We start from the raw sequence: 25,195 nt of genomic DNA, 5'->3' as shown, positions 1-25,195 counted from the left end.
ACGACCGACGTCAAGGTCTACGCCGGCACCGCGCCGGTGAGCCTCTCGGTCAACGGCGTCCCGCTCGGCACCCGGGTGCCGAGCGGCCACATCGCCGTCTGGACGGGTGTCGCCCTGTGGCCGGGACCCAACGTGGTCCGGGCCACCAGCGTGCAGGACGGCCGGGTGCTGACGGACACCGTCACCTGGACCCGGCCGTCCTGAGCTGTCACTGGTTGCAGCGCTTGCCGGTGTTGATGCAGTTGACGACCTGGTTCATCAGGCGCTGGCCCATGACGTTGGCGAAGTCGTCGTGGTCCGAGCGGGGGTTGTGCTTCTCCTGCTCGAAGGCGTCCACCTTGTACTGGCCCTTGACCTGGATGTCCCGCGGGATGTTGTAGACCAGCTTGATCACCAGCTGGGGCACGTTCTGGAAACCCTTCGGGCACTTGCCCTGCTGGTCCGCGAACACGATGTGCGTGCGGTGGTTGGTGCTGTCGATGTTCTTGCCGTCCCAGCAGTTCGGGAAGGCGTGGATCCGCTCCACCTTGCTGTTCTGCGGGCAGATCGGGTAGTGGTCGGTGAGCCGGTCCTCGAAGCCGGTGCAGGTCCAGCTGGGCCGGGCGTTGGCCGGGCCGTTGGTGCTCTGCTTGGCGTCGCCGTAGAGGATGCGGAGGAACTGCGGCATCGCGACGACCTTGCTCGCGCCGCCGCTGGTGAACGTGATCGTCGCCGACTGGACGCGCTGGATCTCGCCGTCGTTGTCGCCGACCTCGTTCTTGTCGTTGACGCCGGGCAGTTCGGCCGGCTGGCCGCCCGAGTTCTGGCCGCCGTTGTCGATGCCGCCCTTGCCGTTCTGCTTGAGCGCGCACTGCGCGAGCCCGCCGAGGTTGGTGGGCTTCGCGGCCCGGCGGCCGATCGCGATGGCGATCCGGTCGATGGTCGAGGCGCGCTTGTCCTTGAGCGGGCCGACGACGGCGTTCTGGATGTCCTGCGGGGTCTTGAGGTCGCCGTTCGCGATCCGCTTGTTGGCCTCGTCGATCTGCTTGTCGAGCAGGTCGAGGTTGCGGTTCACCTCGTCCATGGCCTGGTCCGGGACGTCGGGCAGCTTGCTCGCGACGTCGGGGCAGTCGACCTGGGCGCTCGCCTTGTCCTTGGCGGCCTGCGCGCGGTCGCCCGTAGGCTCCTTGCCGGGCGGGTTCTTCTCGGCGTCGCCGGTGTCGATGCGGACGACGGGCCAGAAGTAGGCGGACTTGTCGCCGTTCTTGCAGGTGGTGCCGGCCTTCAGGAGGCTCTTGTTGTTCGAGTCGGCGTTGGTGGAGAGGTTGCCGACGTAGTCGTGCAGGTGCTGGGCACCGTTCTTGATCCCGGGCTGGGCGATGAAGTTGTCCGGGTTGAAGTGCTGGTTCTCGTTGCGGCCGCAGTCCACGGTGAACGTGCCGCGAGCGCCCTTCTGCTGCAGCGCCTTGTTCACGTTGACGCCCGACGGGACCTTCGCGATGTCGATGAAGAACGACGCGTCGGCTTCATCGGCACTGGCCTCACCGCTGCGGCCGGCCGTGGTCGCGACGACGATGCCGCCGACGGCCAGAGCGAGGGCCAGGCCACCGGTCGCGATCTTCGTGCGGCGGGTGATGCGATGTCTGCCCGTGGCGGGGGTGCGGGTGTTGTTCCGGGCCATGTTCACCTCTGTTCGGTTTTCCGGGCACGCCGAATAACGCCTGCGTGCCCGGGCTGGAGACGCGCGGAACCCGGGGAGTGAGCATCGGGCGCGGGTATCGGGGGAACCCGCCCGGTGTCACTGGTTCCGGCATTGGGGGGAACGGCCGCCGGCGGAGCCCGGTTCAGCCCGTTACCGTTTCGTTATTTATGGAAGGTGAACGAAGTTCACGTCTGTCGGTGTGATCGCTAACATCGACCCATGTCCGTGGACGACGCAGGTCCCGACGGCCCGCTCCGCGCGCGGCCACCCCGGCGGCGGGGCACGCTGGGGGTGATCGCGACCGGGTCGTCGGCGTCGAGCCCGGTGCTGCACGGCCTCCGCGAGGCCGCCCGCGAGCAGGAGTACGTGCTGAGCGTCTTCAGCGTGTCGAGCACCAGCGGGGCGGCGGTGCTGGCCGCGGTGGCCGGCCTGCAGCTGCAGGGGGTGGCCGGGATCGTGGTGCTCGACGGGCACCTCCTCGCCGAGCTGGCCCCGGTCGCTGGCATTCCGCTGGTCCCGGCGGCGTCCACCGACCAGTACGCGGGCGCCCGCCAGGCGACCGAGCACCTCCTGGAACTCGGCCACCCGACGGTCTGGCACCTCGGCGGCCCGGAGGAGGGCCCGGTGGCCCGCGCCCGCGAGCGTGGCTGGCGCGAGACCCTCGAGCGGCACGGAGCGGAAGTCCCCCCGGTGGTCCGCGGCGACTGGTCGGCCCGATCGGGCTTCCGCGCGGGCCAGTCCCTGGCGGTCGAATCCGGCGTGGGCGCGGTGTTTTCGGCGAACGACCACATGGCACTGGGCCTCTTGGCGGCCTTCGCGGAGGCGGGCATGCGAGTCCCGCGAGACGCCCACGTGGTCGGCTTCGACGACGTCCCCGAGGCGGCGTACTTCGCACCGCCGTTGACCACGGTCCGCCAGGACTACCTGGCGGCGGGCCGCCGAACCCTGGCCACGATGGCGGCGCGCATCGAGGGCCTCTCGCTCCCGGCGTGGGGGACGGTCGAGGCCGAGCTGGTGGTGCGGGAGAGCAGCCGCTGCCTCAAGGGCGCTTGAGGCTCTGCCGCGCGGCGGACACGCCGATCTTCGGGGTGCGATGATCACCTCGGAACGCCGAGACGCACGTCATGATGGGGCGGTGACCGATCCCGCCTCGGGTCTCCCGCCTGTCCCGCGCCCCGTCGAGCAGCCGAAGCAGATCGTGACCCCGCTGTCCGGCCGGGCAGTGCTGGCCGCGGCCGTGGGAACAGCGCTCGTGGTGGCCGCGGCGGTGACCGCCTTGTGGATCGGCCTCACCACGGACGGCTCCGATCCGGCCCGGGTGACTGCGCGGCTGGACGTGCTCCGGATCGGGTTGAGCCTCGGTTTGGGGGGCGGCGGGCTGTTCGCCCTGTACCTGGCGTGGCGACGGCAGCGGTCCACGGACCTCGCCCTGCTCCAGAAGGAGCGTGACCAGGCCGACGTCGCCCGTGCCCATGCCCTCCAAGAGCGCGTCGCCGCGGAGAACCGGGCGCACCAGGAGCGGGTCGCCCTCGCCACCGAGACCGACGCGGCGGCCCGGCGGATCACGGAGCAGTTCGGCAAGGCCGTCGAGCACCTCGGGGCCGGTGAGGCTCCGGTTCGCCTGGGCGGGCTCTATGCGCTGGAACGACTGGCCCAGGACAACTCCGAGCAGCGGCAGACCATCGTCAACGTGATTTGTGCCTGTCTGCGGATGCCGGTCGACCCGCCGCGTGAGCCGGGCGAAGACCTGGACGCGTACCGGCAGTGGCAGCGGGAACGCGAAGTTCGCCTCACCGCTCAGCGCATCCTGACGAGCCACCTGCGCCCGGGTCCGGAACCCGGGCTTCCGGCGGCGACGTTCTGGCCCGATCTGGAACTCGACCTGACCGGCGCGGTCCTGCTCGACGCCGACTTCGGCGGCTGTCACCTGCACGTTCTCGAGCTGAACGGGGTGACCTTCCGCGGCACCGCCCGCTTCGCCGGGACGACCTTCGCCGAGGACGCGACCTTCGAGGACGCCGTCTTCACCGGCGAGGCGAAGTTCGACCACGCCACTTTCGCCGGACGCGCGCACTTTCGCGGCATGACTTTCGCCGGGAGTGTCGGCTTCGCCGGGGCTGAGTTCCTGCGAGGCGCCCGATTCGAAGACACTTCCTTCACCGCCGACGCCGGGTTCGAGGGGGCGAGGTTCGCCCGCCGCGCCTGGTTCGACAGGACCGCCTTCGCTCGCGGTGCCGAGTTCGGTTCGGCTCGCTTCGCCAGTGACGCCGAGTTCCGCGGCGCGGCTTTCGCGGGCAACGCGAGGTTCGTCGGCACCACCTTCGGCGGCAACGCCAACTTCCACGGCGTCGCGTTCCGGCGCGACGTCAGCTTCCGCGAAGCCGTCTTCGCTCGCGACGTGAGCTTCCAAGGCGTGGCCTTCGACGGCGCCATCGGCTTGCGCGACGCGACGTTCCGCAAGAACGCCGAGTTCCGCGGCACGCGGTTCGCGCAGGGACCTCGCGTCACTGCCGACCAGTTTCCGGGCGGGGTACCGCCGGAACTGTCCGGCTCCACCACGCCCGGTGAAGGCGGCCCGCCCTAGCCCGGGCGGCAGTGGTCGCCGTCGGGTTGGTGTGGCAGCCGCGGCCCGGAACCCGCCACCGCCTTCCGCGGCCGCCGGTCAGCGGGTCAGCGGCAGGGCCGTCATCCCGCGCAGGGCCGGGTTCGGGCGGCGCTCCACCTCGCCCTCGATCCGCAGCGTCGGGAACCGCTTTCCCAGCTGCTCCAGCAGCACGGTCATCTCCAGGCGCGCCACTGCCGCGCCGAGGCACAGGTGCAGGCCGTGCCCGAAGAACAGGCCGCGGCCGCCGTCGCGGGTGATGTCGAAGCGGTCCGGGTCGGCGAAGCGCGCGGGGTCCCGGTTCGCCGCTCCGTTGAGCACCACGACCATGTCGCCCTCCGGGATTTCCCGGCCGGCCAGCACCACCGGCCGGACGGGCGCGCGCTGGCTCATCTGGGCGGCCCCGTCCCACCGCAGGATCTCCTCGGCCGCGTCGGCCGCCAGCCCCGGATCGCCGGCGAGCAGCGCGAACTGGTCCGGGTGGGTCAGCAGCGCGTGGATCCCGTTGCCGAGCGCACCGGCGGTGGTCTCGTAGCCGCCGCCGAACAACACCAGCAGGGAATTGAGCACCTCCTCCCCGGACATCAGGTCCGCGCCCTCGGCCGGCCGGGCCAGCAACGCGGACGTGAGGTCGTCCCGCGGTTCCGCCCGCCGCATCGCGATCAGGTCGACGAAGTAGTCCCGGAATTCGACGGCGGCCGCGTCGACCTCGGCGCGCAGGTCCGCCGGCATCGCCGGGTCCACCTGCATGCCGATCAGGCCGGTGACGCGGCGGAGCCGGTCGCGGTCGGCTTCGGGCACGCCGACCAGGTCGCCGATCACGGCCATCCCGAGCGGGTAGAGCACCGTGCCGGCGAACTCCGCCGGCGTCCCCTCCGCCGTGGCGTCGGCGAAGCCGTCCAGTACCCGGTCGACCGCCCGGCGGACCGCGGGTTCCAGCTCCTGGACGCGCCGGACGGTGAAGTCCCGCATCAGCAGACGGCGCTCGCGCGTGTGTTCCGGCGGGTTCTTCCACGGCAGCAAGGCAGTCAGCAGCGCCATGGCCGGGTTGTCGCGCCAGCCGGGCCGGTACCGGTCGCGCCACTGCGCGTCCAGGACCGCGAAGGTCTCGCCGTCGGCGAGCACCGTTTGGCAGTCGGCGAACCGGCTGAGGACCCAGCCGCCGAAGACCTCGCTGCGGAAGACCGGGGCCTCTTCGCGGAGCTTCGCGTAGACCGGGTACGGATCGGCGATCCCCGCCGGGGTGGACAGGGACAGCAGGGCTTCGTCGGCGGCTGCGGACACGAGTGCTCCCTCCAGTGGCGAAACGGTGCTCGCAGTCTTCTCCCCGGCACCCTCGCCGCGGCAGGGCCCGGACCCCGCTTCACCCGGATGGCAGGGTCAGAGCGTCAGCCGGTCGCCGAGGCCGCGGATGTGGTCCGCCCGGCCGCAGTCGAGGTCCAGCTGGCGGCGGCGTTCCGCCACGAACGCCCGGCCCAGCCCCGTCCGGTCCGAAGTGGACATACTCCGGCGCAGGTCGTTCAGCAGCCCGCGTTCCTCGCCGCGGACGTGGGCGTCCACGGCGTTTTCCAGCCGCAGCAACGCTTTCTCGAAGTCATCGCCCTCCAGGACCGCCAGCAGGTCGTCGGCGAAGACCGAACCCGGCTCGCCCGGGCGGACGATCCGCTCGGTCGCCGTCGCGTGGGCGACCAGCAGGGCCGACAGCTCCGCCACCAGCGCGGGCCGGTCGGCTTCGCTGTTGCGCAGGTCGCGCAGCAGCTGCTCGAACCGGCGGTGATCGGCCAGCAGCACCTCCACCAGGTCCGAACCGGGCGCCGCCGCGGCCGGGGCCGGGCGCATCCAGCCGAACGTCAGCTCCACGGCCTGGCGCCAGTGCGCGTACTCGGAGTCGCGGCGGGCCGGGTCCATCGCCGGCAGCCACTGGCCGGCCCGGTGCCAGTTGCGCCGCAGGCCCTCCAGGTCCGGCCAGTACCCGACGGACAGCCCCGCCGCGTAGGCCGCGCCGAGCGAGACCGTCTCCGCCACCATCGGGCGCACCACCGGCACGTCGAGGACGTCGGCGATGAACTGCATCAGCAGGTTGTCCGCGGTCATCCCGCCGTCGACCTTCAACGTCGAAAGCGCGAGCCCGGAGTCGGCGTTCATGGCGTCGACGACCTCGCGGGTCTGCCAGCCGGTCGCCTCGAGCACCGCCCGCGCGAGGTGGCCCTTGGTGATGTACGACGTCAGCCCGGCGATCACGCCGCGCGCCTCGCTGTGCCAGTGCGGCGCGAACAGGCCGGAGAACGCGGGCACGATGTAGCAGCCGCCGTTGTCCTCGACCGTGCGGGCCAGTGTCTCGATCTCGGGGGCGCTGCCGATCAGTTCCAGGCCGTCGCGGAACCACTGCACCAGCGACCCGGTGACGGCGATGGACCCTTCGAGCGCGTACACGGCGGGCTCGTCGCCGATCTTGAAGCCGACCGTGGTGAGCATGCCGTGGGTGGACAGCACCGGCGTCGGGCCGGTGTTGAGCAGCAGGAAGCTGCCGGTGCCGTAGGTGCACTTCGCCTCGCCGGGCGCGAAGCAGGTCTGCCCGAACAGCGCGGCCTGCTGGTCACCCAGAGCGGCGGCGATCCGGATGCCGGGGACCACCCGCGACGTCGTGCCGTAGACCTCCGTCGACGAGCGGATCTCCGGCAGCATCGCGCGCGGGACGTCGAAGAACTCCAGGAGCTCGTCGTCCCAGTTGAGCGTGCGCAGGTTCATCAGCATGGTCCGGGAGGCGTTGGTGACGTCGGTGACGTGCACGCCGCCCTCGGCGCCGCCGGTGAGGTTCCAGATCAGCCAGCTCTCGATGGTGCCGAAGAGGACGTCCCCGCGCTCGGCGCGCTCGCGCAGGCCGGGCGTGCGTTCGAGCAGCCAGCGGACGCGCGGCGCGGAGAAGTACGTGGCGAGGGGGAGGCCGCACAGCTGGCGCACGCGGTCGGCGCCGGGCTCGCGGGCGAGCTGTTCGAGCATGGCGTCGGTGCGGGTGTCCTGCCAGACGATCGCCCGCCCGACCGGGTTGCCGGTGCGCCGGTCCCACAGGACGGTGGTCTCGCGCTGGTTGGCGATCCCGAGCCCGACGACCTGCTCGGCGGTCGCGCCCGCGTCGGCGAGGGCCTGCGGGACGATCCGCGAGAGGTTCCGCCAGATCTCGGTCGCGTCGTGCTCGACCCAGCCGGGCCGCGGGAAGTGCTGCTGGTGTTCGCGCTGCACGACGGAGACGAGCCGGCCGCGGGCGTCGAACAGGATGCACCGGGTGGAGGTGGTGCCCTGGTCGATGGACATCACGTACCGCTGGACCATGGTCCTCCCTTCACCATCGGGACGCGCCCAGGTCCCGCGAGACCGCCCGCGCCGCGTCGCGCACGTGGTTGAGCAGCCGGGGGCTCGGGCTGCCGTCCGCCTCGCAGATCCGCTCCACCGCCCCGGACACCCCGAGGGCGCCGACGACGATGCCGCCGTGGCCGCGGATCGGGGCGGCGATGCCGGCCTCGCCGGAGATCATCTCGCCGTTCTCCGCGGCCCAGCCCGCTTCGCGCACCTGCACGCAGGCGCGCTTGATCGCCGTCTGGGTGACCAGGGTCCGGCGGGTGTAGGCCTCCGGTTCGCCGGTGCGCAACGATGCCACGAGAGTCGTGTCGTAGGCCAGCAGGACTTTCCCGAGCGCCGTCGCGTGCAGGGGCAGCAGCGTCCCGACGTCGAGGGTCTGCAGGCTGTCGTCCGGCCGGAACACGTGGTGCACGACCAGCACCCGGCCCTCCAGGGGCGCGCCGATCCGGACCGCCTCGCCGCTGCGGGAGGCGAGCGCGTCGGCCCAGTTGATCGCCCGGGACCGCAGCTCGTTGACGTCGAGGTAGCTCGTGCCCAGGTGCAGCAGGGCCGCGCCGAGCTGGTACTTGCCGGTGTCGCGGTCCTGCTCGACGAACCCGACGCCCTGCAGCGTGCGCAGGATGCCGTGCGCGGTGCCCTTCGCCAGTTCGAGGGACTCGGCGATCTCGCCGACGCCCAGACGGCCCGAGCCGCGCGCCAGCAACCGCAGGATCGCGGCGGCGCGCTCGATGGACTGGATCGGACCGGGCACGGCGCGACCCTAACCCGACCGGCCCTGATTCGACAATGTCGAACATCCACTTCGGCCGTTCGACAATGCCGACCGCCGTCCGTTGACCCGCCTGACACGCGAACTTAACTTCACTCCACCAGTAGGGGGACAAGGTCCTTTGTGGAGGAAAGCAATGGTGCGAAGCCTCAAGGCCCGTGGGCTCGGTGGCGAAATGGCCGCCGAGTTCGTGGGGACGATGATCCTCATCCTGTTCGGGTGCGGGGTGGTGGCGCAGGTCGTCGCCGCGGGCATCGGGGACCACGACAGCATCGCCTGGGCCTGGGGCCTCGGCGTCACGCTCGGTGTTTACGTCGCTTCGCGGATCAGCGGCGCCCACCTGAACCCGGCCGTGACCATCGCCCTCGCGGTGTTCAAGGGCTTCGAGTGGCGCAAGGTCGCCCCCTACGCCCTGGCCCAGACCGCCGGCGCGTTCCTGGCCGCGATGCTGGTGCGCTGGAACTACACCGAGGTCCTGAACGCGAAGGACCCCGGCCTCACCATCAAGACGCAGGGCGTCTTCTCCACCCTGCCGGGTAACGGCACGCTTCCCGTCGGTGACTGGGGTGCCTTCCGCGACCAGATCATCGGCACCGCGATCCTCGTCCTGGTGATCTTCGCGATCACCGACCTCCGCAACACCGCCCCGGCCGCGAACCTCGCCCCGGTCGTCGTCGGCTTCCTCGTCGTCGCCATCGGCATGGCCTGGGGCACGAACGCCGGTTACGCGATCAACCCGGCCCGCGACTTCGGCCCGCGCCTGGCGTCCTGGCTGACCGGCTACGACACGGCGTTCACCGACCAGTACGGCTTCCCCTACTGGTGGATCCCGATCGTGGCGCCGGTCATCGGCGCGGTCATCGGCGGCGCGATCTACAAGTACCTGATCGAGCGGCACCTGCCCGCCGACGCCCCGCTGGACAGCATGCCCGCCAAGGACCTCGAGCCCGCCAACTGAGTAGGAGCCAGACCATGCCGGACTTCGTCGGTGCCGTGGACCAGGGCACGACCAGCACCCGCTTCATGATCTTCGACCACGGCGGCAACGAGATCGCCCGCCACCAGCTCGAGCACGAGCAGATCCTGCCCAAGCCGGGCTGGGTCGAGCACGACGCCACCGAGATCTGGGAACGCACCCGCTCGGTGATCGCGACCGCGCTCAACAAGGCCAACCTGACCGTGACCGACCTGGCCGCGCTCGGTATCACCAACCAGCGCGAGACCACCGTCGTCTGGAACCGCCGCACCGGCCGCCCGTACGGCAACGCGATCGTCTGGCAGGACACCCGCACCGACCGGATCGCCTCGGCGCTGGAGCGCGAGGGCAAGGGCGACATCATCCGCCGCAAGGCGGGCCTGCCGCCCGCCACCTACTTCTCCGGCGGCAAGCTGCAGTGGATCCTCGAGAACATCGAGGGCGTGCGCGAGGACGCCGAGAAGGGTGACGCCCTCTTCGGCACCACCGACTCGTGGTTGATCTGGAACCTCACCGGCGGCCCGGACGGCGGCGTGCACGTCACCGACCCGACCAACGCCTCGCGCACCATGCTGATGGACCTCGAGACCCTCGACTGGGACGACGAGCTGCTGTCGTTCTTCAACGTCCCGCGCCAGATGCTGCCGGCGATCCGGCCGTCGTCGAACCCGGGCTTCGGGACCACCCGCGCGGACGGCCCGCTCGGCGGCGAGGTCGCCATCACCGGCGTCCTCGGCGACCAGCAGGCCGCCACCGTCGGCCAGGTGTGCTTCCGGCCCGGCGAGGCCAAGAACACCTACGGCACCGGCAACTTCCTGCTGCTCAACACCGGCCACGAACTGGTGCGCTCCCAGCACGGCCTGCTGACGACCCTGTGCTACCAGTTCGGCGACGAGAAGCCGGTCTACGCGCTGGAAGGCTCGATCGCCGTCACCGGCTCGGCGGTGCAGTGGCTGCGCGACCAGCTCGGCATCATCAGCGGCGCGGCCCAGAGCGAAAGCCTGGCCCGCCAGGTCGAGGACAACGGCGGCGTCTACTTCGTCCCGGCGTTCTCCGGCCTGTTCGCGCCCTACTGGCGTTCGGACGCCCGCGGCGCGATCGTCGGCCTCACCCGCGCCACGACCAACGCCCACATCGCGCGGGCCACCCTGGAAGCGATCTGCTACCAGACCCGCGACGTCGTCGAGGCGATGCAGAACGACTCCGGTGTCCCGCTGGACGTGCTGCGGGTGGACGGCGGCGTCACCGCCAACGAGCTGTGCATGCAGCTGCAGGCGGACATCCTCGGCGTGCCGGTCTCGAAGCCGGTCGTCGCCGAGACCACCGCGCTCGGCGCCGCCTACGCGGCCGGGCTCGCGGTCGGCTTCTGGAAGTCGACCGACGAGCTGGAGCAGAACTGGAACGAGGACAAGCGCTGGACGCCGACGTGGTCGGACGAACAGCGCGCCGAGGGCTACGCGGGCTGGCAGAAGGCCGTCGGCCGCACGCTCGACTGGGTCGACGTGCAGTGACCATGAGGAGGAACACCGTGACCCCGCTTTCCCCGCAGTACCGGGCGGAAACGCTGCGGAAGCTGGTCAGCGAAGAGGTCGACGTGCTCGTCGTCGGCGGGGGAGTCACCGGGGCCGGCGTCGCGCTCGACGCCGCGTCCCGGGGCCTGGAGACCGCGCTGGTCGAGGCCCGCGACTTCGCCGCCGGCACGTCCAGCCGGTCGTCCAAGCTGATCCACGGCGGCCTGCGCTACCTGGAGCAGCTGGACTTCAAGCTGGTGCGCGAGGCGCTCAAGGAGCGTGGGCTGCTGCTGCAGAAGCTGGCCCCGCACCTGGTGCGGCCGGTCAAGTTCCTGGTCCCGCTGCAGCACCGGGTGTGGGAACGCGGCTACATCGGCGCCGGTGTGACGCTGTACGACACCCTCGGTGGCGCTCGCGCGCTGCCGCGGCACCGGCACCTGTCCAAGCGGGGCGCCTTCAAGGTGGCCCCGGCGCTCGCGGACGACGCGCTGGTCGGGGCGATCCAGTACTACGACGCCCAGGTCGACGACGCCCGCCACACGATGACCATCGCGCGGACCGCCGCCGAGCAGGGCGCTTCGGTGCTCACGCGGGCTCGCGTCACGTCGCTGCTCCGCGAGGGCGAGCGGGTCGTGGGAGCGAAGGTCGTGGACCGCGAGAGCGGGATCGAGTTCGAGATCCGGGCTCGCACCGTGGTCGCGGCGACGGGTGTGTGGAGCGACGACATGGCGGAGGCGGCCGGGATCCCCGCGCCGTTCACCGTCCGCGTGTCGAAGGGCATCCACCTCGTGGTGCCGCGGGAGAAGATCGACCTCGACACCGGGCTGATCCTGCGCACCGAGAAGAGCGTGCTGTTCGTCATCCCGTGGGGACGGCACTGGATCGTCGGCACCACCGACACCGAGTGGGACCTCGACCGCGAGCACCCGGCGGCGAGCCGCGCGGACGTCGACTACGTGCTCGGCCACCTCAACGCCGTCCTGCGTACCCCCGTGACGCACGACGACATCGAGGGCGTCTACGCCGGGCTTCGCCCGCTGCTGGCGGCGAAGGCGGCCGCGACGACGAAGCTGTCGCGGGAGCACGCGGTGGCGCACCCGGTGCCGGGCCTGGTGATCGTGGCCGGCGGCAAGTACACGACCTACCGGGTGATGGCCGCGGACGCGGTCGACGTCGCGGTCGAGGAGCTCGGCCGCCCGGCCCCGCCGTCGTGGACCGACCGGCTCCCGATCGCCGGCGCCGACGGCTACCACGAGCTGTGGGCGGACCGGTTCGGCGTGGCCGCGAAGTCGGGGCTGCCGCTGACGCGCGTCGAGCACCTGCTGCAGCGGTACGGCACGCGGATCTGGAACCTCCTTTCGCTCATCGAGGAGGATCCTTCGCTGGCTTCGCCGATCACGGAGACGTCGGAGTACCTCCGCGTGGAGGCCGTCTACGCGGTCTCCCACGAGGGAGCGTTGCACCTGGAGGACGTCCTCACCCGGCGGACGCGCATCTCGATCGAGGAGCGCGACCGCGGCGTGGCGGCGGCCCCGGTGGTCGCCGGGCTGATGGCCCCGCTGCTGGACTGGGACGCGCACCGGACCGACCGCGAAGTGGCGAACTACCTGGCCCGGGTGGAGGCGGAGCGCTCGGCCCAGGAAGCCCCGGACGACGCGGCGGCGAACGCCACCCGCCTCGCGGCGCCGGCGCTCCTACCGGGCTAAACCGGTCACCGCCGTCGCGCGTGGACACCCGGAACCGACCTGAAGGGGAGGAACGGGGATGTTCAGAGGTGTTCTCGCGACGGCGGCGGTGGCGATGGTGCTCACCGCGGTTCCGGCGAGTGCGGACGATCCGGGCGGCCCGATCGACCTGGGCACGCTGCCCGGGGGACTGACCAGCTACGGGAATGTGGTGTCGAACGCCGGAGTGGTGTTCGGGACGGCGTACGACAAGCAATCCGTCGAGCGCGGGGCCCGGTGGGACGCGGCCGGCCGGATCACCGAGCTGTTGCCGCAGCCGGGCTACGCGACCGTGCACCCCGCCGCCATCACCGAGGCCGGCGTGGCGATCGGGAACTCGCTGACCGCCGGTGGGTGGTTCGGGCGGGCCACCCTCTGGGACGCGTCCGGAACACCGGTGGACCTGCCGCCGGTGCCCGGTTTCCCGGGTTACTCGTATTCCAGCGTGGCCGCGGTCAACGCCCACAGCATCGCCGTCGGGTATTCCTACGGTGGTCCGGGCCCGGAGTCGGCCGTCAAGTGGGACACGACCCAGGGCACGGTCACGGCCCTCGGCTTCGGCCGCGGCACCGCGATCAACGACGCGGGCGCGGTGATCGGCACGTACCGGGGGGAGCCGCAGTACTGGGACCCGGCGGGCAACCTCGTGCCGCTGGAAGGCGGCGGCACCGCCAACGACCTCGACGACGCGGGCACGGTCGTCGGCTCGAGCGGCTCCCACGCCGCGAAGTGGGATGCGGCGGGACACCTCACGGTGCTCGACACCACGTGGAAGGTCAGCTCGGCGAAGAAGATCGGTGCGGACGGGACGATCTACGGCGAAGTGGACGCGGGCGACGGCAAGGGCCGCCCGGCCCGCTGGGACCCGGCCGGTCAGCTCACCGTCTTCCCGGTCCCGGACGGCGCCTGGAGCCGGTTGGTCACCGCCAACGACACGGGCAGCGCGCTCGTGGTGATCGGCTCCGACGAGTCTTTCCTCTGGGGTCCCGGCGGCCGGACCACGCCGCTGCCGCTGCCGGCGGAGGACGCCTACTGCACCGCCCAGGACCTCAACGACAGCGCGATCACGGGCGCCTGCTCGGTCCCGGGCCGGAACCTGCACGCCGTGCGGTGGGACCTGCCGGTCATCGGCACCTGGTGAGCACGCCCAGCTCCGCGAGCACGTACCGGGCGTTGGCCGAGATGACCGGGTTCGTGTTCCGGTAGTACGGCAGCTGGATCACGGCCATCGACAGCGCCCGGCCACGGCCGCGCGCCCAGGTCGCGTCGTCGGCGCCGACGGCGTCGCGGAAGGTGTGCCGGGTGTCCGCGGTCAGCAGGTTCCACGCGGGGATCAGGTCGGCGGCCGGGTCGCCGAGGCCCGCGGTGGCCCAGTCGAGCACCCCGGTCAACCGGCCGTCGCGCAGCAGGAGGTTGCTCGGCATCAGGTCCCCGTGCACCCAGCACGGCGGTCCGGTCCACTGTGGAGCGTCGAGCGCCTCGGCCCAGGCGGCGAGGGCCGCCTGGGCGTCGAACGGCTCGTCGGTGCGGCTCAGCTGCTCGATCGCCTGGCGGGTGGCCGTGTCCACGCCGGCCAGCGGCCGCCCGCGGGAGGCCGCGGGACCGGCCGCGGGGTTCGCCCGGAGCGCCCGGACGAACTCCGCCAGACCGCGAGCCGGGTGGCCTTCGAGCGCCGGTGAGCCGTCGAGCCAGCCGTGCACCGCCCACGGCCACGGGTACCCCTCGGCGGGTTCCCCGACCGCGACGACCGCCGGGACCGCCACCGGCAGCTCGCCCAGTGTGCTCAGCGCCCGGCGTTCCTTCGCGATGTCGGCGACGCCGCCTTCGGTGAGCGGAAGCCGGACCGTCAGCTCGTCACCGAGGCGGTACACCGCGTTGACCGTCCCCCCGGACGCCAGGGGAGTGACCGGCAGGTCCGCCCACCGCGGGAACTGCCCGCGCACCAGTCGCCGGACCAGGCCGGTGTCGATGGCTTGCTGATCCGCGTGCATCTGCATGTCCCCACGGAACCACCCTGGTCAACGGGATTTCCGTGAGCCGGAGCACCCCGGATTGCACGACGATGCATAGCCGTGCATAATCATTCGCATGTCCAAGGTGCTCACTTCCCTGCCCGTCGGCGAGCGTGTCGGTATCGCCTTCTCCGGTGGCCTCGACACTTCCGTAGCGGTCGCGTGGATGCGCGACAAAGGCGCGGTCCCCTGCACCTACACCGCCGACATCGGCCAGTACGACGAGCCCGACATCGAGTCGGTGCCCGGGCGGGCCGGTCAGTACGGCGCCGAGATCGCCCGGCTGGTCGACTGCAAGGAAGCCCTCGTCGAAGAGGGGCTCGCGGCGCTGACCTGCGGTGCGTTCCACATCCGCAGCGGCGGCCGCAGCTACTTCAACACCACCCCGCTCGGCCGCGCCGTCACCGGCACCCTGCTCGTGCGCGCCATGCTCGAGGACGACGTCCAGATCTGGGGCGACGGCTCCACCTACAAGGGCAACGACATCGAGCGGTTCTACCGCTACGGCCTGCTGGCCAACCCCTCCCTGCGCGTCTACAAGCCGTGGCTCGACGCGGACTTCGTCACCGAGCTCGGCGGCCGCAAGGAGATGTCCGAGTGGCTGCTCGCGCACGACCTGCCCTACCGCGACAGCACCGAGAAGGCGTACTCGACCGACGCCAACATCTGGGGCGCCACGCACGAGGCCAAGTCCCTCGAACACCTGGACACCGGCCTCGAGATCGTCAAGCCGATCATGGGCGTGGCATTCTGGGACCCCGAGGTCGAGATCCCCGCCGAGGACGTCACGATCGGCTTCGAGCAGGGTCGCCCGGTGACGATCAACGGCAAGGAGTTCGCCACCGCCGTCGACCTGGTCCTCGAGGCCAACGCCGTCGGCGGCCGGCACGGCCTGGGCATGTCCGACCAGATCGAGAACCGGATCATCGAGGCGAAGAGCCGCGGCATCTACGAGGCGCCCGGCATGGCGCTGCTGCACGCCGCCTACGAGCGGCTCGTCAACGCCATCCACAACGAGGACACCCTCGCCAGCTACCACAACCACGGCCGCCAGCTGGGCCGCCTGATGTACGAGGGCCGCTGGCTGGACCCGCAGGCGATGATGCTGCGCGAGTCGCTGCAGCGCTGGGTCGGCACCGCGATCACCGGCGAGGTGACACTGCGGCTGCGGCGCGGCGAGGACTACTCGATCCTCGACACGACCGGCCCGGCGTTCAGCTACCACCCGGACAAGCTGTCGATGGAGCGGACCGAGGACTCGGCGTTCGGCCCGGTCGACCGGATCGGCCAGCTGACCATGCGCAACCTCGACATCGCCGACTCGCGGGCGAAGCTGGAGCAGTACGCGAGCCTCGGCATGGTCGGCGGCTCGAACCCGAAGCTGATCGGCGCCGCCCAGGCCGCGTCGACCGGGCTGATCGGCGCGATGCCCGAGGGCGGCGCCGAGGCGATCGCCTCGCGCGGCAAGACCGACGACGTCGAGCTGCTCGACAACGCCGCGATGGAGTTCGGCACGGACTGATCGCTCACCACCCGAAGGCCACCACGCCCGCCGTGGTGGCCTTCGGTGCGTTCAGGGGACGAGCACGACCTTGCCGGTCACCGTGCCGGATTCCGCCAGTGCCAAGGCTTTCGCGGCTTCCGTGAGCGGGATCCGGGCGGCCACCTGCGCCTGGAGCCGCCCCTGGGCCGCGAGCTCGAAGACGGCGGTCAGGTCTTCGGCCAGGCGCGCGCGGAACCGGGCGAGGTTCCGCTTGCCGCCCCAGACGTTGTAGAAGTGCGCCCGGCGCCGGTTCGGCCACGCGTTCCACCACAGCAGCCGGGCGACCAGTTTCAGCACGGCGGGCTTCGGGTTGCCGCCGGTGTTCACGGTCGAGGCGCTGCCGTAGGCGATCAGCGCGCCTCCCGGGGCGAGCAGGCGGAACGAATCGACGATGCCGGGGCCGCCGACGTGGTCGAAGACGGCGTCCACCCCGCCGGGCGCCAGCGCGCGGACCTGCGCCGGCACGTCGCCGCGGTAGTCGAGCGCGGTCGCGCCGAGCGCGGTCACGACGTCCAGGTTGCGGGCCGAGGCGGTGCCGATCACCGTGATCCCGGCCGCGCGGGCGAGCTGGACGAGGGTGGTGCCGACGCCGCCGCTCGCGCCGTGGACCAGGATCGTGCCGCCGGTCCGCACCTTCGCCCACCGGTGCAGCATCTGGTACGCCGTGATGCCGTTGACCACGAAGGTTTCCGCGTCGGCGGCGTCCAGGCCGCCGGGCACCGGCACCAGGTCGGCGGCGGGGACGGCGAGGTGGCTGCGCCAGCCGCCGACCTTGGTCATGGCGGCCACGCGGCGGCCGATCAGGGCGGGGTCCTCGGCTTCGAGCACGGTGCCGACGACGTCGTAGCCGGGGACGAACGGGAACGGCGGCTGGTCGTAGTACTTGCCGCGGCGCATCTGCTGTTCGGCGAACGAAATCCCGCTGGCTTCGACGCGGAGCAGGGCTTCACCGGCGCCCAGGGGCGGCAGCTCGCGGTGTTCGACGCGCAGGCCGTCCGGCTCGACGAGGCCGGGGAGGACGATCTCGGTGACGTTCATGGTGCTTCCTTCCGTGGTGTGAGTGACTGGTCAGTCACTCGACGGGCGAGAAAAACGGCCCCGCGGCGGGGCCGGGTTTCAGTTCTTGCCGGGGTGGCGGATGCCGGCGGACAGCACGGCGGCCCAGTCGCCGGCGTGCTCGTCGAGGTCGAGGGTGGCGATCAGGTGGCAGAGCTGGCCGTAGGCGACGAACCGCTGCACCTCGTCGTCGGCCGCGCCGGAGCGCGACCGGGCGAACTCGGTCACCTTGGCCAGCCCGCGGCGGACGGCGTCGGCGATCTCGGGGGTGTCGGCGGCCGACTGAGCGTGCACCTGCAGCATCAGCAGGTTCCGGTCGGCGATCAGCTCCGCGTAGGCGCCGCCCATTTCGTACAGGATCTTCCCGGGGTCGGCGTCCTCGACGCGGGCGGCGCCGTTCGAGAGCGCGTGCACGACGAGTTCGTAGCACCGGTCCAGCGCGGCGACGAACAGGGAAACCTTGCCGGGGAACAACTTGAAGACGTACGCGGGGGAGATGTCGGCGCGGGCGGCCACCGCGCTGATCGGCGTGCTGTGGTAGCCCCCGCGGGCGAACTCGGCGATGGCCGCGTCGACGACGGCGTCCCGCCGGGCGTCGGAGGTGGAGAGCGTGGCACCGCGTTTCGTCATGTGAGTGACTGTACACTCACTCTCGCTCGCCGGTCAACTCGCGGGCCGGCTCTCCGGCCGGCTTCGCCGGTCAGGGCAGCTGGACGGCGGCGACGGCTCGGGCCACCCGGGAGGCGAGATCCGGGTCGGCGAGCTCGGGGAGGAGCCGGTCGACCGGGGTGAGGCCGGCGAGGGCCCGCGCGCAGGCGGCGTGGACGTCCGGATGAGCCTGCGGATCCCCGGTGCGCGGCCCGTCCCGCAGCAGGCCCGGCAACGCGAGCAGGGGAGCGACCGGGTCGCCCGGGGTCACCAGCGCCGGCCCCGGGCCGGGCTCGTGGCGGCCGAGCGGATCGACCACGACGTCGACGTCCCGGGCGAGCTCGGCCAGGGGGAACGCCGCGGCGTCGGCTGGGTGCCACAGCATGATGTCGGCGGTCCCCGCGGCGAGGAGCACCGGAATCAGGAGCGGCAGGGCGGACGGCGCGGCGACGAGAACTCGCGCGTCCGCCAGAGTGCGGCCACGCCGGTGCAGTGCCACTTGGGCGGCGGTCGTGAGCGCGATCGCGAGGGTGTCCTCCTCGGTGAACACCGTGAGTTCGCCGGCCAGCGCGAGCTGGGCGGTCCGGGCGGCGGCGCGGTCGGCGCCGGTGAGGAAGACGGCGTCCGCGTCCAGGGCCTGGACGGCGGTGATCAGCCCGGCGGTGTCGCCGGGCACCGTGCGCGCGACGGCTCGCAGCGGCGTGAGACCGGTGAGCAGCTGTGCGGCTTCGGGTGCCTGGTCGCCGGCCACCGTGAGGACGATTTCGCGCACGCAGCACCCTTTCCCGGTTCCCGCTGGCGTAAGCTGTTGAGCAATTGCGAATGTTAGCAACTCCATGAATGGCAGGAGGCGACCGGTCGTGAAGGAGTCCGAACGGAACCTCCGGCGCCGGGTCGTCGGCTGCGGCCCGGGGGAGTGGGCCGCGCGGCCCGGGTGGTGGCACGGCAGGATCGACGCCATGCGCACCATCGGACGGCTGGGCGGCTCGTGAGCAGGCCGCTATACCAGGTCAAAGCCGAGTTCTTCAAGACGCTCGGGCACCCGGCGCGGATCCGGATCCTCGAGCTGCTCAGCGAGCGCGAGCACGCCGTGTCGGAACTGCTGCCGGAGGTGGGGATCGAGCCGGCGAACATGTCGCAGCACCTCGCCGTGCTGCGCCGGGCCGGGCTGGTCGCCACCCGCAAGGAGGGCTCCGCCGTCCACTACTCGCTGACCAGCGCGGACGTCGCCGAGCTGCTCGCGGTGGCCCGGAAGATCCTGACCGAGGTGCTCGCCGGGCAGGTCGAACTGCTCGGCGACCTGCGGACGGCCTCGGCCGCCGCGCGGCGTCCGGGGGCGTGACGGGCCGCGTCCCGGCAAACGAGTGACGTTCACCGTCCCGGTGTCTCGGATGTGCGCGAATTCCCCACGAGCGGCGCCGCCGTCCGGTTACAGTCCGGCGGCGAGGTTCCGCCTGGGGGCGGCTGCGGTGACGGGAGCGCGCGATGGGGCCTGAAGTGCGGTTTCACCTGCTCGGACCGCTGACCGTGACGGTCGGCGGGCAGGCGCTGGCGCTCGGTGGGGCGAAGCAGCGGGTCCTGCTCGCGCACCTGCTGCTCAACGCGAACCGGACGGTCTCGCCCGGGCAGCTGGTCGACACGCTGTGGCCCCACGAACCCCCGACGTCGGCCACCGCGAACCTGCAGACCTACGTGTGGCGGCTGCGCCGGCTGCTGCCCGAGGGCGCCGTCCTCCGCACCCACGACCCGGGCTACTCGCTGGCGGTTGACCCCGGCGACGTCGACGCCCACCGGTTCACCCGGCTCGTCGGCGACGCCGCCCGCGCGGCCAAGGACGGCTCGCCCGAAACGGCACTGACGCTGCTGGCCGAGGCCGAAGCGCTGTGGCGCGGCGATCCCCTGGAAGACCTGCCGACCGCACCCGCGTGGGACGCCGAGCTCGGCCGGCTGGTCGAAAACCGGCTGGCCGCCGTCGAGGAGCGGCTGGCGCTGCAGGTCCGGCTGGGCCGGCACGACCCGGCGATCGCCGAGCTCACCGTGCTGCTGGCCGAGCACCCGTACCGCGAACGGCTCTGGCAGCAGTACCTGCTGGCGCTCACCGGCGCGGGCCGCCGAGCCGAAGCGCTGCAGGCGTACGCGACCGCCCGCGAGCGGCTCGTCACCGAACTCGGCGTCGAACCGGGGCCGGAACTGCGGGCCCTGCAGGCGGCGATCCTGACCGGTGAGCCGCTGCCCGGGCCCGCGCCGGTGCCGCCGCTGCGGCAGCTGCCCGCCGACCTGCCGGACTTCACCGGCCGCGAGGAGTACGTCCGCGAACTGACCGCGGCGCTCGGAGCGGGGCCGGCACCGGTCGTGCTGACCGGCGCGCCCGGCACCGGCAAGACGGCGCTGGCCATGCACGTCGCCCACGGCCTCGCGGGCCGCTTCCCGGACGGCCAGCTCTACGTCGACCTCGCGGGCACGGGCGCGCCGCGCGACCCGGCCGAAGTGCTCGCCGACTTCCTGCACGCACTGGGCGTCACCGGGAACACGGTGCCGGCCGGGCTGGACCAGCGGGCGGCGCTGTTCCGCTCCCGCCTGGCCGGGCGTCGCATGCTGCTGGTGCTGGACGACGCGGCGACCGCGGCGCAGGTCCGTCCCCTGCTGCCCGCGGACACCGGGTGCGCGGTCCTGGTGACGACCCGCGGCCGGCTGCCCGAGCTGGCGGGCGCGAAGCACGTCGAGCTGCCGGTGTTCGGCGAGCGGGAGGCCGCACAGCTGCTGGCGGAGCTGGCGGGACCGGACCGGGTGGTCGGCGAGCCGGCCGAAGCGGCGGCGATCGTGCGGTGTTGCGGGTACTTGCCGCTGGCGATCCGTATTGCGGGCGCGCGGCTGGCCGGACGCCAGGCGTGGAGCCTGCGCACGCTGCACGACCGGCTGGCGGACGAGTCGAGCCGGCTGAGCGAGCTGCGCGTCGGCGATCTCGGCGTCCGGCCGAGTTTCGAGCTGAGCCTGCGTCAGCTGCCCCCGGCCGCGCGGACGGCGTTCGGCCGGTCGGCGGTGCTGGGCGCGCAGGACTTCCCGAGCTGGGTGGTCGACGCGCTGCTGGACCGCGCGGGCACGCACGACGTCCTCGACGTGCTCGTCGACGCGAACCTGGTTTCGCTGACCGGGCGGGACGCGGGCGGGCACCCGAGGTACCGCCTGCACGACCTGCTGCGCTGCTACGCGGGCGAACTCCTGGCGGAGGAGCCGCTTCCGGCCCGCCGCGAGACGCTCACCCGCGTCCTGTCGGTGCTGCTGGCCCTGGCGAAAACGGCGGCGGCGGCCCTGCCCCCGGCGTTCGGCGCGATGACCGGCCCCGGGGTGGCCGCCGGTCCGGTCCCGGCCGGCGTGGTGACGGACCCCCTGGCGTGGTTCACGGCCGAGCGCAAGCTCCTGGCGGCGGCGGTCCAGCTCGCGGCGGACGCGGGCTTGGCCGAGCTGGCCTGGCAGCTGACGGCGGCGGCGGTCCCGTTCTACGACCTGCGCGGCGCCTACGACGACTGGCGCCGCAGCCACGTGACGGCATTGGCGGCGGTGGAGGCAGCGGGCAACCGCCGGGGAGCGGCGGTGCTCAGCCGCGGCCTCGGCCAGGTCCGCCTGTACCACGACGAGTACGAGGCGGCGTCACGGGACATGCGGCGTTCGGCGGAGCTGTTCGCGGAACTGGGCGACGTCCGAGGCGAGGCATTGGCGGTGGCGGGCCTCGGCACGGTGGCCCGCGTCCGCGACCGCCCCCGCGAGGCACTGGGGTTCTACGGCCGTGCGCTGTCGGGCCTGGAGCGCGCGGACGACCGCAGCGGCGTCGCCCAGATGCGCAACTCGATCGGCTCGACGTACGCGTTGCTGGGCTCGTTCGAGGAGGCGGAGACGTGGCTGCACCGGGCGCGTGAGCTGGCCCGAGAGATCGAGGACCCGCACCGCGAGGCAAAGGTCCTGACGGAACTGGGCACCCTCCACCGCGACACGGGACGGCTCCCGGAGTCGTTGACGTGCTTGAGGTTGGCGTTGAGCATCTTGGAGGGCCTGGACGACGAGAGGTGCAGCGCGTACGCGTTGCTGGGGATCGGGCAGACGTTGCTGGAGGCGGGCGAGCCGATCCAGGCGCGCGGGGTGTGCGACAGGGCGTTGAGGGTGTTCCGAGAGACGGGCAACCACCAGGGCGAGACAACGGGGCTGGCGTTGCTGGAGCAGGTCCAACGCCGGAGATCCCCATCAGCCGCGGCCCGCACGTGAGTAAGGCTGTATCTGAGCGGCTCGCACCCGATGTGACGCACACTTGGGTCGGCGGGCACTTGAGTCGGCGGGCACCTGAGCCGGCCCGCCCCGAGCTGGCCCGCACCCGAGCCGGCCTTACACGCTGGCTCGCGCCGAGCCGGCCCGCACCTGAGCCGGGCCTACGCGCTGGCCCGCGCCGAACCGGCCGTACTTGAGCCTGGCTCAGGCTCGAACCGGCCCACACTTCAGCCCGGCCGGGTCCCGCGCGCCGACAACTTGCGCCTCGCACCCATCCCGCCGAGCCGCTCGGCCGGCCACCATCCAGGAGCAGCCTGTCCCGGGGCGCAGCTTCCGCGGCCCGCCTTGGCGCGGCCACACCGGAACTCGCGTGACTGAAGCCGCAACTCGCGTGATCAGAACCCGAACTGGCGTGATCGGCCCGGAACTCGCGTGATCAGAACCGGAACTCGCGTGATTGGAACCCGAACTCGCGTGATTGAAGCCGGGACTCGCGTGATTGGGGAGGCAACTCGCGTGATTGGGGAGGCATCTCGCGTGATTGGGGGGACGACACGGGGGCGGCGGCGCGGAGCGCCGCCGCCCCCGGCCCACTCAGTTGCTGTTGCCCGGCTTCCAGCCGAGGTAGTTGGCGAAGTAGCCCTGCCGGGCGTGGCCGATCGCGCCGTTGACGCTCGTTGCCCAGACTCCGCCGCTTCCGTCGGCGATGCCGACGTGGCCGTACGCCGAAATGTTCCAGAACACGAACGCGCCGCGCGGCGGGGTGCCCGTCGTGTGGCGGGCGCCGTCGGAGGAACGCCAGTGCTCGATCGCGCTCGCGTGGTGCGTCACGCGGTCCCATGCCAGGCGGACCGCGCGCTCGCAGTAGCCCTGGTACGCCGTGCTGCCGTTGCGGCTGGAGAACCAGGCGATCGCCTGGCTGGCCGTCCGCGCCGCGGCCAGGTCCGCGGCCGAGTCGGTGATCACCGCGCCCGGTTCGGCGATGTCGGCCGCGGTCACTTCCGCGTAGACGTCGGCAGGCGCGGCCGAAGCGACGGTCGCGCCACCGAAGAGCAGGGCGGCCGAGAGCGCGGCCGCCTGGCAGATCATTCGCATGGGTTTCTCCCTCGGTAGGCCGGGCAGTCGGCCCGGCGAGGAGAACCCTGCGCCTCGTCCCTACATCGCCACTACACCGCCGCTCTCGCGCGGGCGAATGACAAAAACCGGGACGGCGCGGCCGGACGCGCATGACAAATTTCCCGGCAACCGAAAAGAAGAATAGCCGGTTGGGAAGTTTTCCACCTAGTATCCGAAGCCCGACGAGGAAAGGACGAACAATGCTGAAGACCCGACGCCGTGGAATCGGCGTTGCCGCGCTGCTGGCCGGTGTGCTCGCCATTGTTTCCGCGGGACCGGCCGCGGCGGCCGAAAAGACGCTCACCTACCGGGGCGGGTTCCCGCTGATCGGCGACCAGCAGGTCGCCGTGGTGGTCAAGGCCGACATCCCGGCGGCCACGACCGCGGGCAGCACGCTTTCGGTGCCGTTCAGCCTCGACGTCGACGCCGGCCAGGCCGCCGGTGACGGTCTCCGCCTGGTCGGCGCCACCAAGCTCGCCGGCTCGATCAAGTCCCGGGTGAACGTCGCGATCGGCGGCCAGTCCGTGGCCATCCCGGTCGAGCTGCCGATCCCCGAGACGCCGGTGCCCGCCGAAGGCGCCCTGAAGTTCACCGCGAGCGGGCAGGTCGACTTCACCGTCCCGGCCGGCACCCCGGCCGGCGAGGCGACCAGCAGCGTCGACGCCGCCGCGAGCACGCACGTCGTCACCGACAGCGGCCTCGGCGAGTTCGACGTCGCGTTGACCCTCGATCCGCCGGACCAGGACGCCGTCCTCGGCACGACGACCGTTTCCTGACCCGGGTCGCGAAGCAGGGGCCGCCGGAATCCGCCCGGCGGCCCCGAGCCGATGCCGGAATCCGGCGGCCCGGAACTGCCGGGATCCGCCGGAATCGGTTTCCGGAAACGCAATCCTCCCTTGGTAGGTACCGGATCCCCGTGCTGGGCGCGGAGTATTCCGTGCCACCACGTCGAATCGTCACCGGCTGGAGGAGCACTTCGTGAAAACCACCTCACGAGTCCTGTGTGGACTCGCCGCGCTCTCGGTCGCGGTCGTCACGCTGCAGGCCCCGGCCGCCGCGGCCGCGGCGCGCAGCGATCTCGGGATCACCATGCAGGCCCAGCAGAAGGACCAGTGGTGCTGGGACGCCAGCGGCAACACCATCGCCGCCTACTGGGGATACTCCCTGACCCAGACCCGGTTCTGCCAGATCGCGCACAACGAGTCCGGCAGCGACTGCGCCAACAACCAGGGCTACCTGTCCGACCAGCAGCGCGTGTTCCGCTACCTCGGCTTCACGAACGTCGGGACGTACAACTCGGGCGGCCAGACGCTTTCCTTCACCGGCGTCAAAACCCAGATCGACGCCGGAAAACCGGTCGGCACGCGCATCGGCTGGCGTTCCGGTGGCGGCCACATGCACGTGCTCTACGGTTACGACAATTCCGGGGGCGCCACCCGGGTCGAATACGGCGACCCGTGGCCGAACAACAGCCGCTACAACTCGATGAACTACGACACCTACCGCTCGAACAACCAGTTCCAGTGGACCCACACGCTGTACGGGATCGAGGGATGAGCATGCTGCGGAAAGCCATGGGCGTGGCCGTGCTGGCCGGTGCCGCGATGCTCACCACGAACGGCGCCGCGAGCGCGGCGAGCGGGCCCGCGGGCGCCCCGACCCCCGCCGACACCGCCGCGATCGAGCAGGTCACCGGCGGCCCGGCCACGCTCGGCCGCCTCGCCGGGACGAAGTTCCCCGGCAGCCACGCGGCGACGGCGGCACGGCAGGCAGCCGACCCGCGCACGCAGGTCCCGGTCTACGAGCCGACCGCGGCGTTCGTCGCCGGGAAGTCGGACGTCCCCGCCGCGCTCGCCTACGTCGCCGTCCCGGCGCGGACCGGCGACGGCACCGCCGCCACCGTGTGGGCGGAGCGCCAGGGCCCGGCCTGGACCGTCGTCAAC

22 protein-coding genes and 1 pseudogene are annotated in these 25,195 nt (G+C 72.1%); 14 read left to right on the top strand and 9 right to left on the bottom strand.

All coding sequences use genetic code 11. The annotated features are described in order from the left end of the window. Positions 1 to 204: hypothetical protein (locus tag CCN39_RS17785; protein WP_143264064.1), on the top strand; the 204-nt coding region annotated here is incomplete at its 5' end. A 4-nt stretch (positions 205 to 208) separates the two neighbouring features. On the opposite strand, the gene CCN39_RS17780 is transcribed toward CCN39_RS17785, so the two are convergent. Next, positions 209 to 1,660 carry a DUF1996 domain-containing protein gene (locus tag CCN39_RS17780; RefSeq protein ID WP_086843374.1) on the bottom strand — a complete coding sequence of 484 codons (1,452 nt, stop codon included), beginning with the start codon at positions 1,658 to 1,660 and terminating at the stop codon, positions 209 to 211. 240 nt (positions 1,661 to 1,900) lie between these two features. Between CCN39_RS17780 and CCN39_RS17775 the strand changes: the two genes are divergently transcribed. After that, positions 1,901 to 2,734, top strand: a complete 834-nt coding sequence (locus tag CCN39_RS17775) for a substrate-binding domain-containing protein (RefSeq protein WP_086843372.1) — start codon at positions 1,901 to 1,903, stop codon at positions 2,732 to 2,734. A gap of 82 nt (positions 2,735 to 2,816) precedes the next feature. Continuing rightward, positions 2,817 to 4,265 (top strand): pentapeptide repeat-containing protein, encoded by a 1,449-nt coding sequence (locus CCN39_RS17770; RefSeq protein WP_086843370.1) that lies wholly within the window; start codon positions 2,817 to 2,819, stop codon positions 4,263 to 4,265. A 78-nt stretch (positions 4,266 to 4,343) separates the two neighbouring features. Here the strand turns inward: CCN39_RS17770 and CCN39_RS17765 are convergent, their stop codons facing one another. From CCN39_RS17765 to CCN39_RS17755, 3 genes are all read right to left on the bottom strand, one after another. Beyond that, positions 4,344 to 5,567, bottom strand: coding sequence for a cytochrome P450 (locus CCN39_RS17765; RefSeq protein WP_086843368.1), 1,224 nt, complete (start codon positions 5,565 to 5,567; stop codon positions 4,344 to 4,346). A 96-nt stretch (positions 5,568 to 5,663) separates the two neighbouring features. Next, on the bottom strand, positions 5,664 to 7,613 hold the full coding sequence (glpK, locus tag CCN39_RS17760) for a glycerol kinase GlpK (protein ID WP_086843367.1): 1,950 nt from the start codon (positions 7,611 to 7,613) through the stop codon (positions 5,664 to 5,666). 10 nt (positions 7,614 to 7,623) lie between these two features. Next, a complete protein-coding gene (locus CCN39_RS17755; RefSeq protein WP_086843365.1) occupies positions 7,624 to 8,391 on the bottom strand; it encodes an IclR family transcriptional regulator in 768 nt (255 codons plus the stop codon). Positions 8,392 to 8,545: 154 nt separating this feature from the next. On the opposite strand from CCN39_RS17755, the gene CCN39_RS17750 reads away from it, so the two are divergent. Genes CCN39_RS17750 through CCN39_RS17735 form a run of 4 tightly spaced genes read left to right on the top strand, consistent with a single transcriptional unit; the run spans position 8,546 to position 13,761 of the window. After that, positions 8,546 to 9,367: an MIP/aquaporin family protein gene (locus tag CCN39_RS17750; RefSeq protein WP_086843363.1), complete on the top strand. Its 822-nt coding sequence runs from the start codon at positions 8,546 to 8,548 to the stop codon at positions 9,365 to 9,367. Between the two features lie 14 nt (positions 9,368 to 9,381). After that, the gene (glpK, locus tag CCN39_RS17745) at positions 9,382 to 10,896 is read left to right on the top strand and encodes a glycerol kinase GlpK (RefSeq protein ID WP_086843361.1); all 1,515 of its coding nucleotides are present in this window, start codon (positions 9,382 to 9,384) and stop codon (positions 10,894 to 10,896) included. 2 nt (positions 10,897 to 10,898) lie between these two features. Further along, the gene (locus tag CCN39_RS17740; RefSeq protein WP_208630259.1) at positions 10,899 to 12,602 is read left to right on the top strand and encodes a glycerol-3-phosphate dehydrogenase/oxidase; all 1,704 of its coding nucleotides are present in this window, start codon (positions 10,899 to 10,901) and stop codon (positions 12,600 to 12,602) included. A gap of 58 nt (positions 12,603 to 12,660) precedes the next feature. Then, positions 12,661 to 13,761, top strand: a complete 1,101-nt coding sequence (locus CCN39_RS17735) for a hypothetical protein (RefSeq protein ID WP_086843358.1) — start codon at positions 12,661 to 12,663, stop codon at positions 13,759 to 13,761. On the opposite strand, the gene CCN39_RS17730 is transcribed toward CCN39_RS17735, so the two are convergent. Continuing rightward, positions 13,745 to 14,617 (bottom strand): aminoglycoside phosphotransferase family protein, encoded by an 873-nt coding sequence (locus tag CCN39_RS17730; protein WP_086843356.1) that lies wholly within the window; start codon positions 14,615 to 14,617, stop codon positions 13,745 to 13,747. The two genes, CCN39_RS17735 and CCN39_RS17730, sit on opposite strands and share 17 nt — an antisense overlap. A gap of 91 nt (positions 14,618 to 14,708) precedes the next feature. Here CCN39_RS17730 and argG point away from each other — a divergent pair, with 91 nt between their 5' ends. Next, complete coding sequence (gene argG, locus CCN39_RS17725; RefSeq protein WP_086843354.1) at positions 14,709 to 16,154, top strand: argininosuccinate synthase; 1,446 nt, start codon at positions 14,709 to 14,711, stop codon at positions 16,152 to 16,154. Between the two features lie 51 nt (positions 16,155 to 16,205). Here argG and CCN39_RS17720 read toward each other — a convergent pair whose 3' ends face one another. The 3 genes from CCN39_RS17720 to CCN39_RS17710 all read right to left on the bottom strand — a co-directional run bounded on the left by CCN39_RS17720 (position 16,206) and on the right by CCN39_RS17710 (position 18,651). Continuing rightward, positions 16,206 to 17,213 (bottom strand): medium chain dehydrogenase/reductase family protein, encoded by a 1,008-nt coding sequence (locus CCN39_RS17720; RefSeq protein WP_086843352.1) that lies wholly within the window; start codon positions 17,211 to 17,213, stop codon positions 16,206 to 16,208. A gap of 78 nt (positions 17,214 to 17,291) precedes the next feature. Next, entirely contained in the window at positions 17,292 to 17,861 is a 570-nt protein-coding gene (locus tag CCN39_RS17715) for a TetR/AcrR family transcriptional regulator (RefSeq protein ID WP_086843350.1), read from the bottom strand. Between the two features lie 70 nt (positions 17,862 to 17,931). Next, on the bottom strand, positions 17,932 to 18,651 hold the full coding sequence (locus tag CCN39_RS17710; protein ID WP_086843348.1) for a hypothetical protein: 720 nt from the start codon (positions 18,649 to 18,651) through the stop codon (positions 17,932 to 17,934). An 88-nt stretch (positions 18,652 to 18,739) separates the two neighbouring features. On the opposite strand from CCN39_RS17710, the gene CCN39_RS52600 reads away from it, so the two are divergent. The 3 genes from CCN39_RS52600 to CCN39_RS17700 all read left to right on the top strand — a co-directional run bounded on the left by CCN39_RS52600 (position 18,740) and on the right by CCN39_RS17700 (position 22,136). Beyond that, positions 18,740 to 18,871 (top strand): hypothetical protein, encoded by a 132-nt coding sequence (locus CCN39_RS52600; RefSeq protein WP_279629579.1) that lies wholly within the window; start codon positions 18,740 to 18,742, stop codon positions 18,869 to 18,871. Then, a complete protein-coding gene (locus tag CCN39_RS17705; protein ID WP_086843346.1) occupies positions 18,868 to 19,221 on the top strand; it encodes an ArsR/SmtB family transcription factor in 354 nt (117 codons plus the stop codon). Before CCN39_RS52600 ends, CCN39_RS17705 begins: the two co-directional genes overlap by 4 nt. A 143-nt stretch (positions 19,222 to 19,364) precedes the next feature. Further along, complete coding sequence (locus CCN39_RS17700) at positions 19,365 to 22,136, top strand: AfsR/SARP family transcriptional regulator (protein ID WP_244210839.1); 2,772 nt, start codon at positions 19,365 to 19,367, stop codon at positions 22,134 to 22,136. A gap of 594 nt (positions 22,137 to 22,730) precedes the next feature. On the opposite strand, the gene CCN39_RS17695 is transcribed toward CCN39_RS17700, so the two are convergent. Continuing rightward, positions 22,731 to 23,231 carry a hypothetical protein gene (locus CCN39_RS17695; RefSeq protein ID WP_086843342.1) on the bottom strand — a complete coding sequence of 167 codons (501 nt, stop codon included), beginning with the start codon at positions 23,229 to 23,231 and terminating at the stop codon, positions 22,731 to 22,733. Between the two features lie 221 nt (positions 23,232 to 23,452). On the opposite strand from CCN39_RS17695, the gene CCN39_RS17690 reads away from it, so the two are divergent. The 3 genes and pseudogenes from CCN39_RS17690 to CCN39_RS17680 all read left to right on the top strand — a co-directional run. Then, positions 23,453 to 24,028: a DUF6801 domain-containing protein gene (locus CCN39_RS17690; protein WP_086843340.1), complete on the top strand. Its 576-nt coding sequence runs from the start codon at positions 23,453 to 23,455 to the stop codon at positions 24,026 to 24,028. Positions 24,029 to 24,230: 202 nt separating this feature from the next. After that, on the top strand, positions 24,231 to 24,809 hold the full coding sequence (locus tag CCN39_RS17685) for a papain-like cysteine protease family protein (RefSeq protein WP_086843338.1): 579 nt from the start codon (positions 24,231 to 24,233) through the stop codon (positions 24,807 to 24,809). After that, positions 24,806 to 25,195 (top strand): annotated as a pseudogene (locus tag CCN39_RS17680) (hypothetical protein); the annotation flags it as partial. The gene CCN39_RS17685 and the pseudogene CCN39_RS17680, both read left to right, overlap by 4 nt.

Source organism: Amycolatopsis kentuckyensis (assembly GCF_002155975.1).
Taxonomy (GTDB): Bacteria; Actinomycetota; Actinomycetes; order Mycobacteriales; family Pseudonocardiaceae; genus Amycolatopsis; species Amycolatopsis kentuckyensis.
Note: the sequence above shows the minus strand (reverse complement) of the source record. Positions and strands in the feature narration are given on the sequence as shown.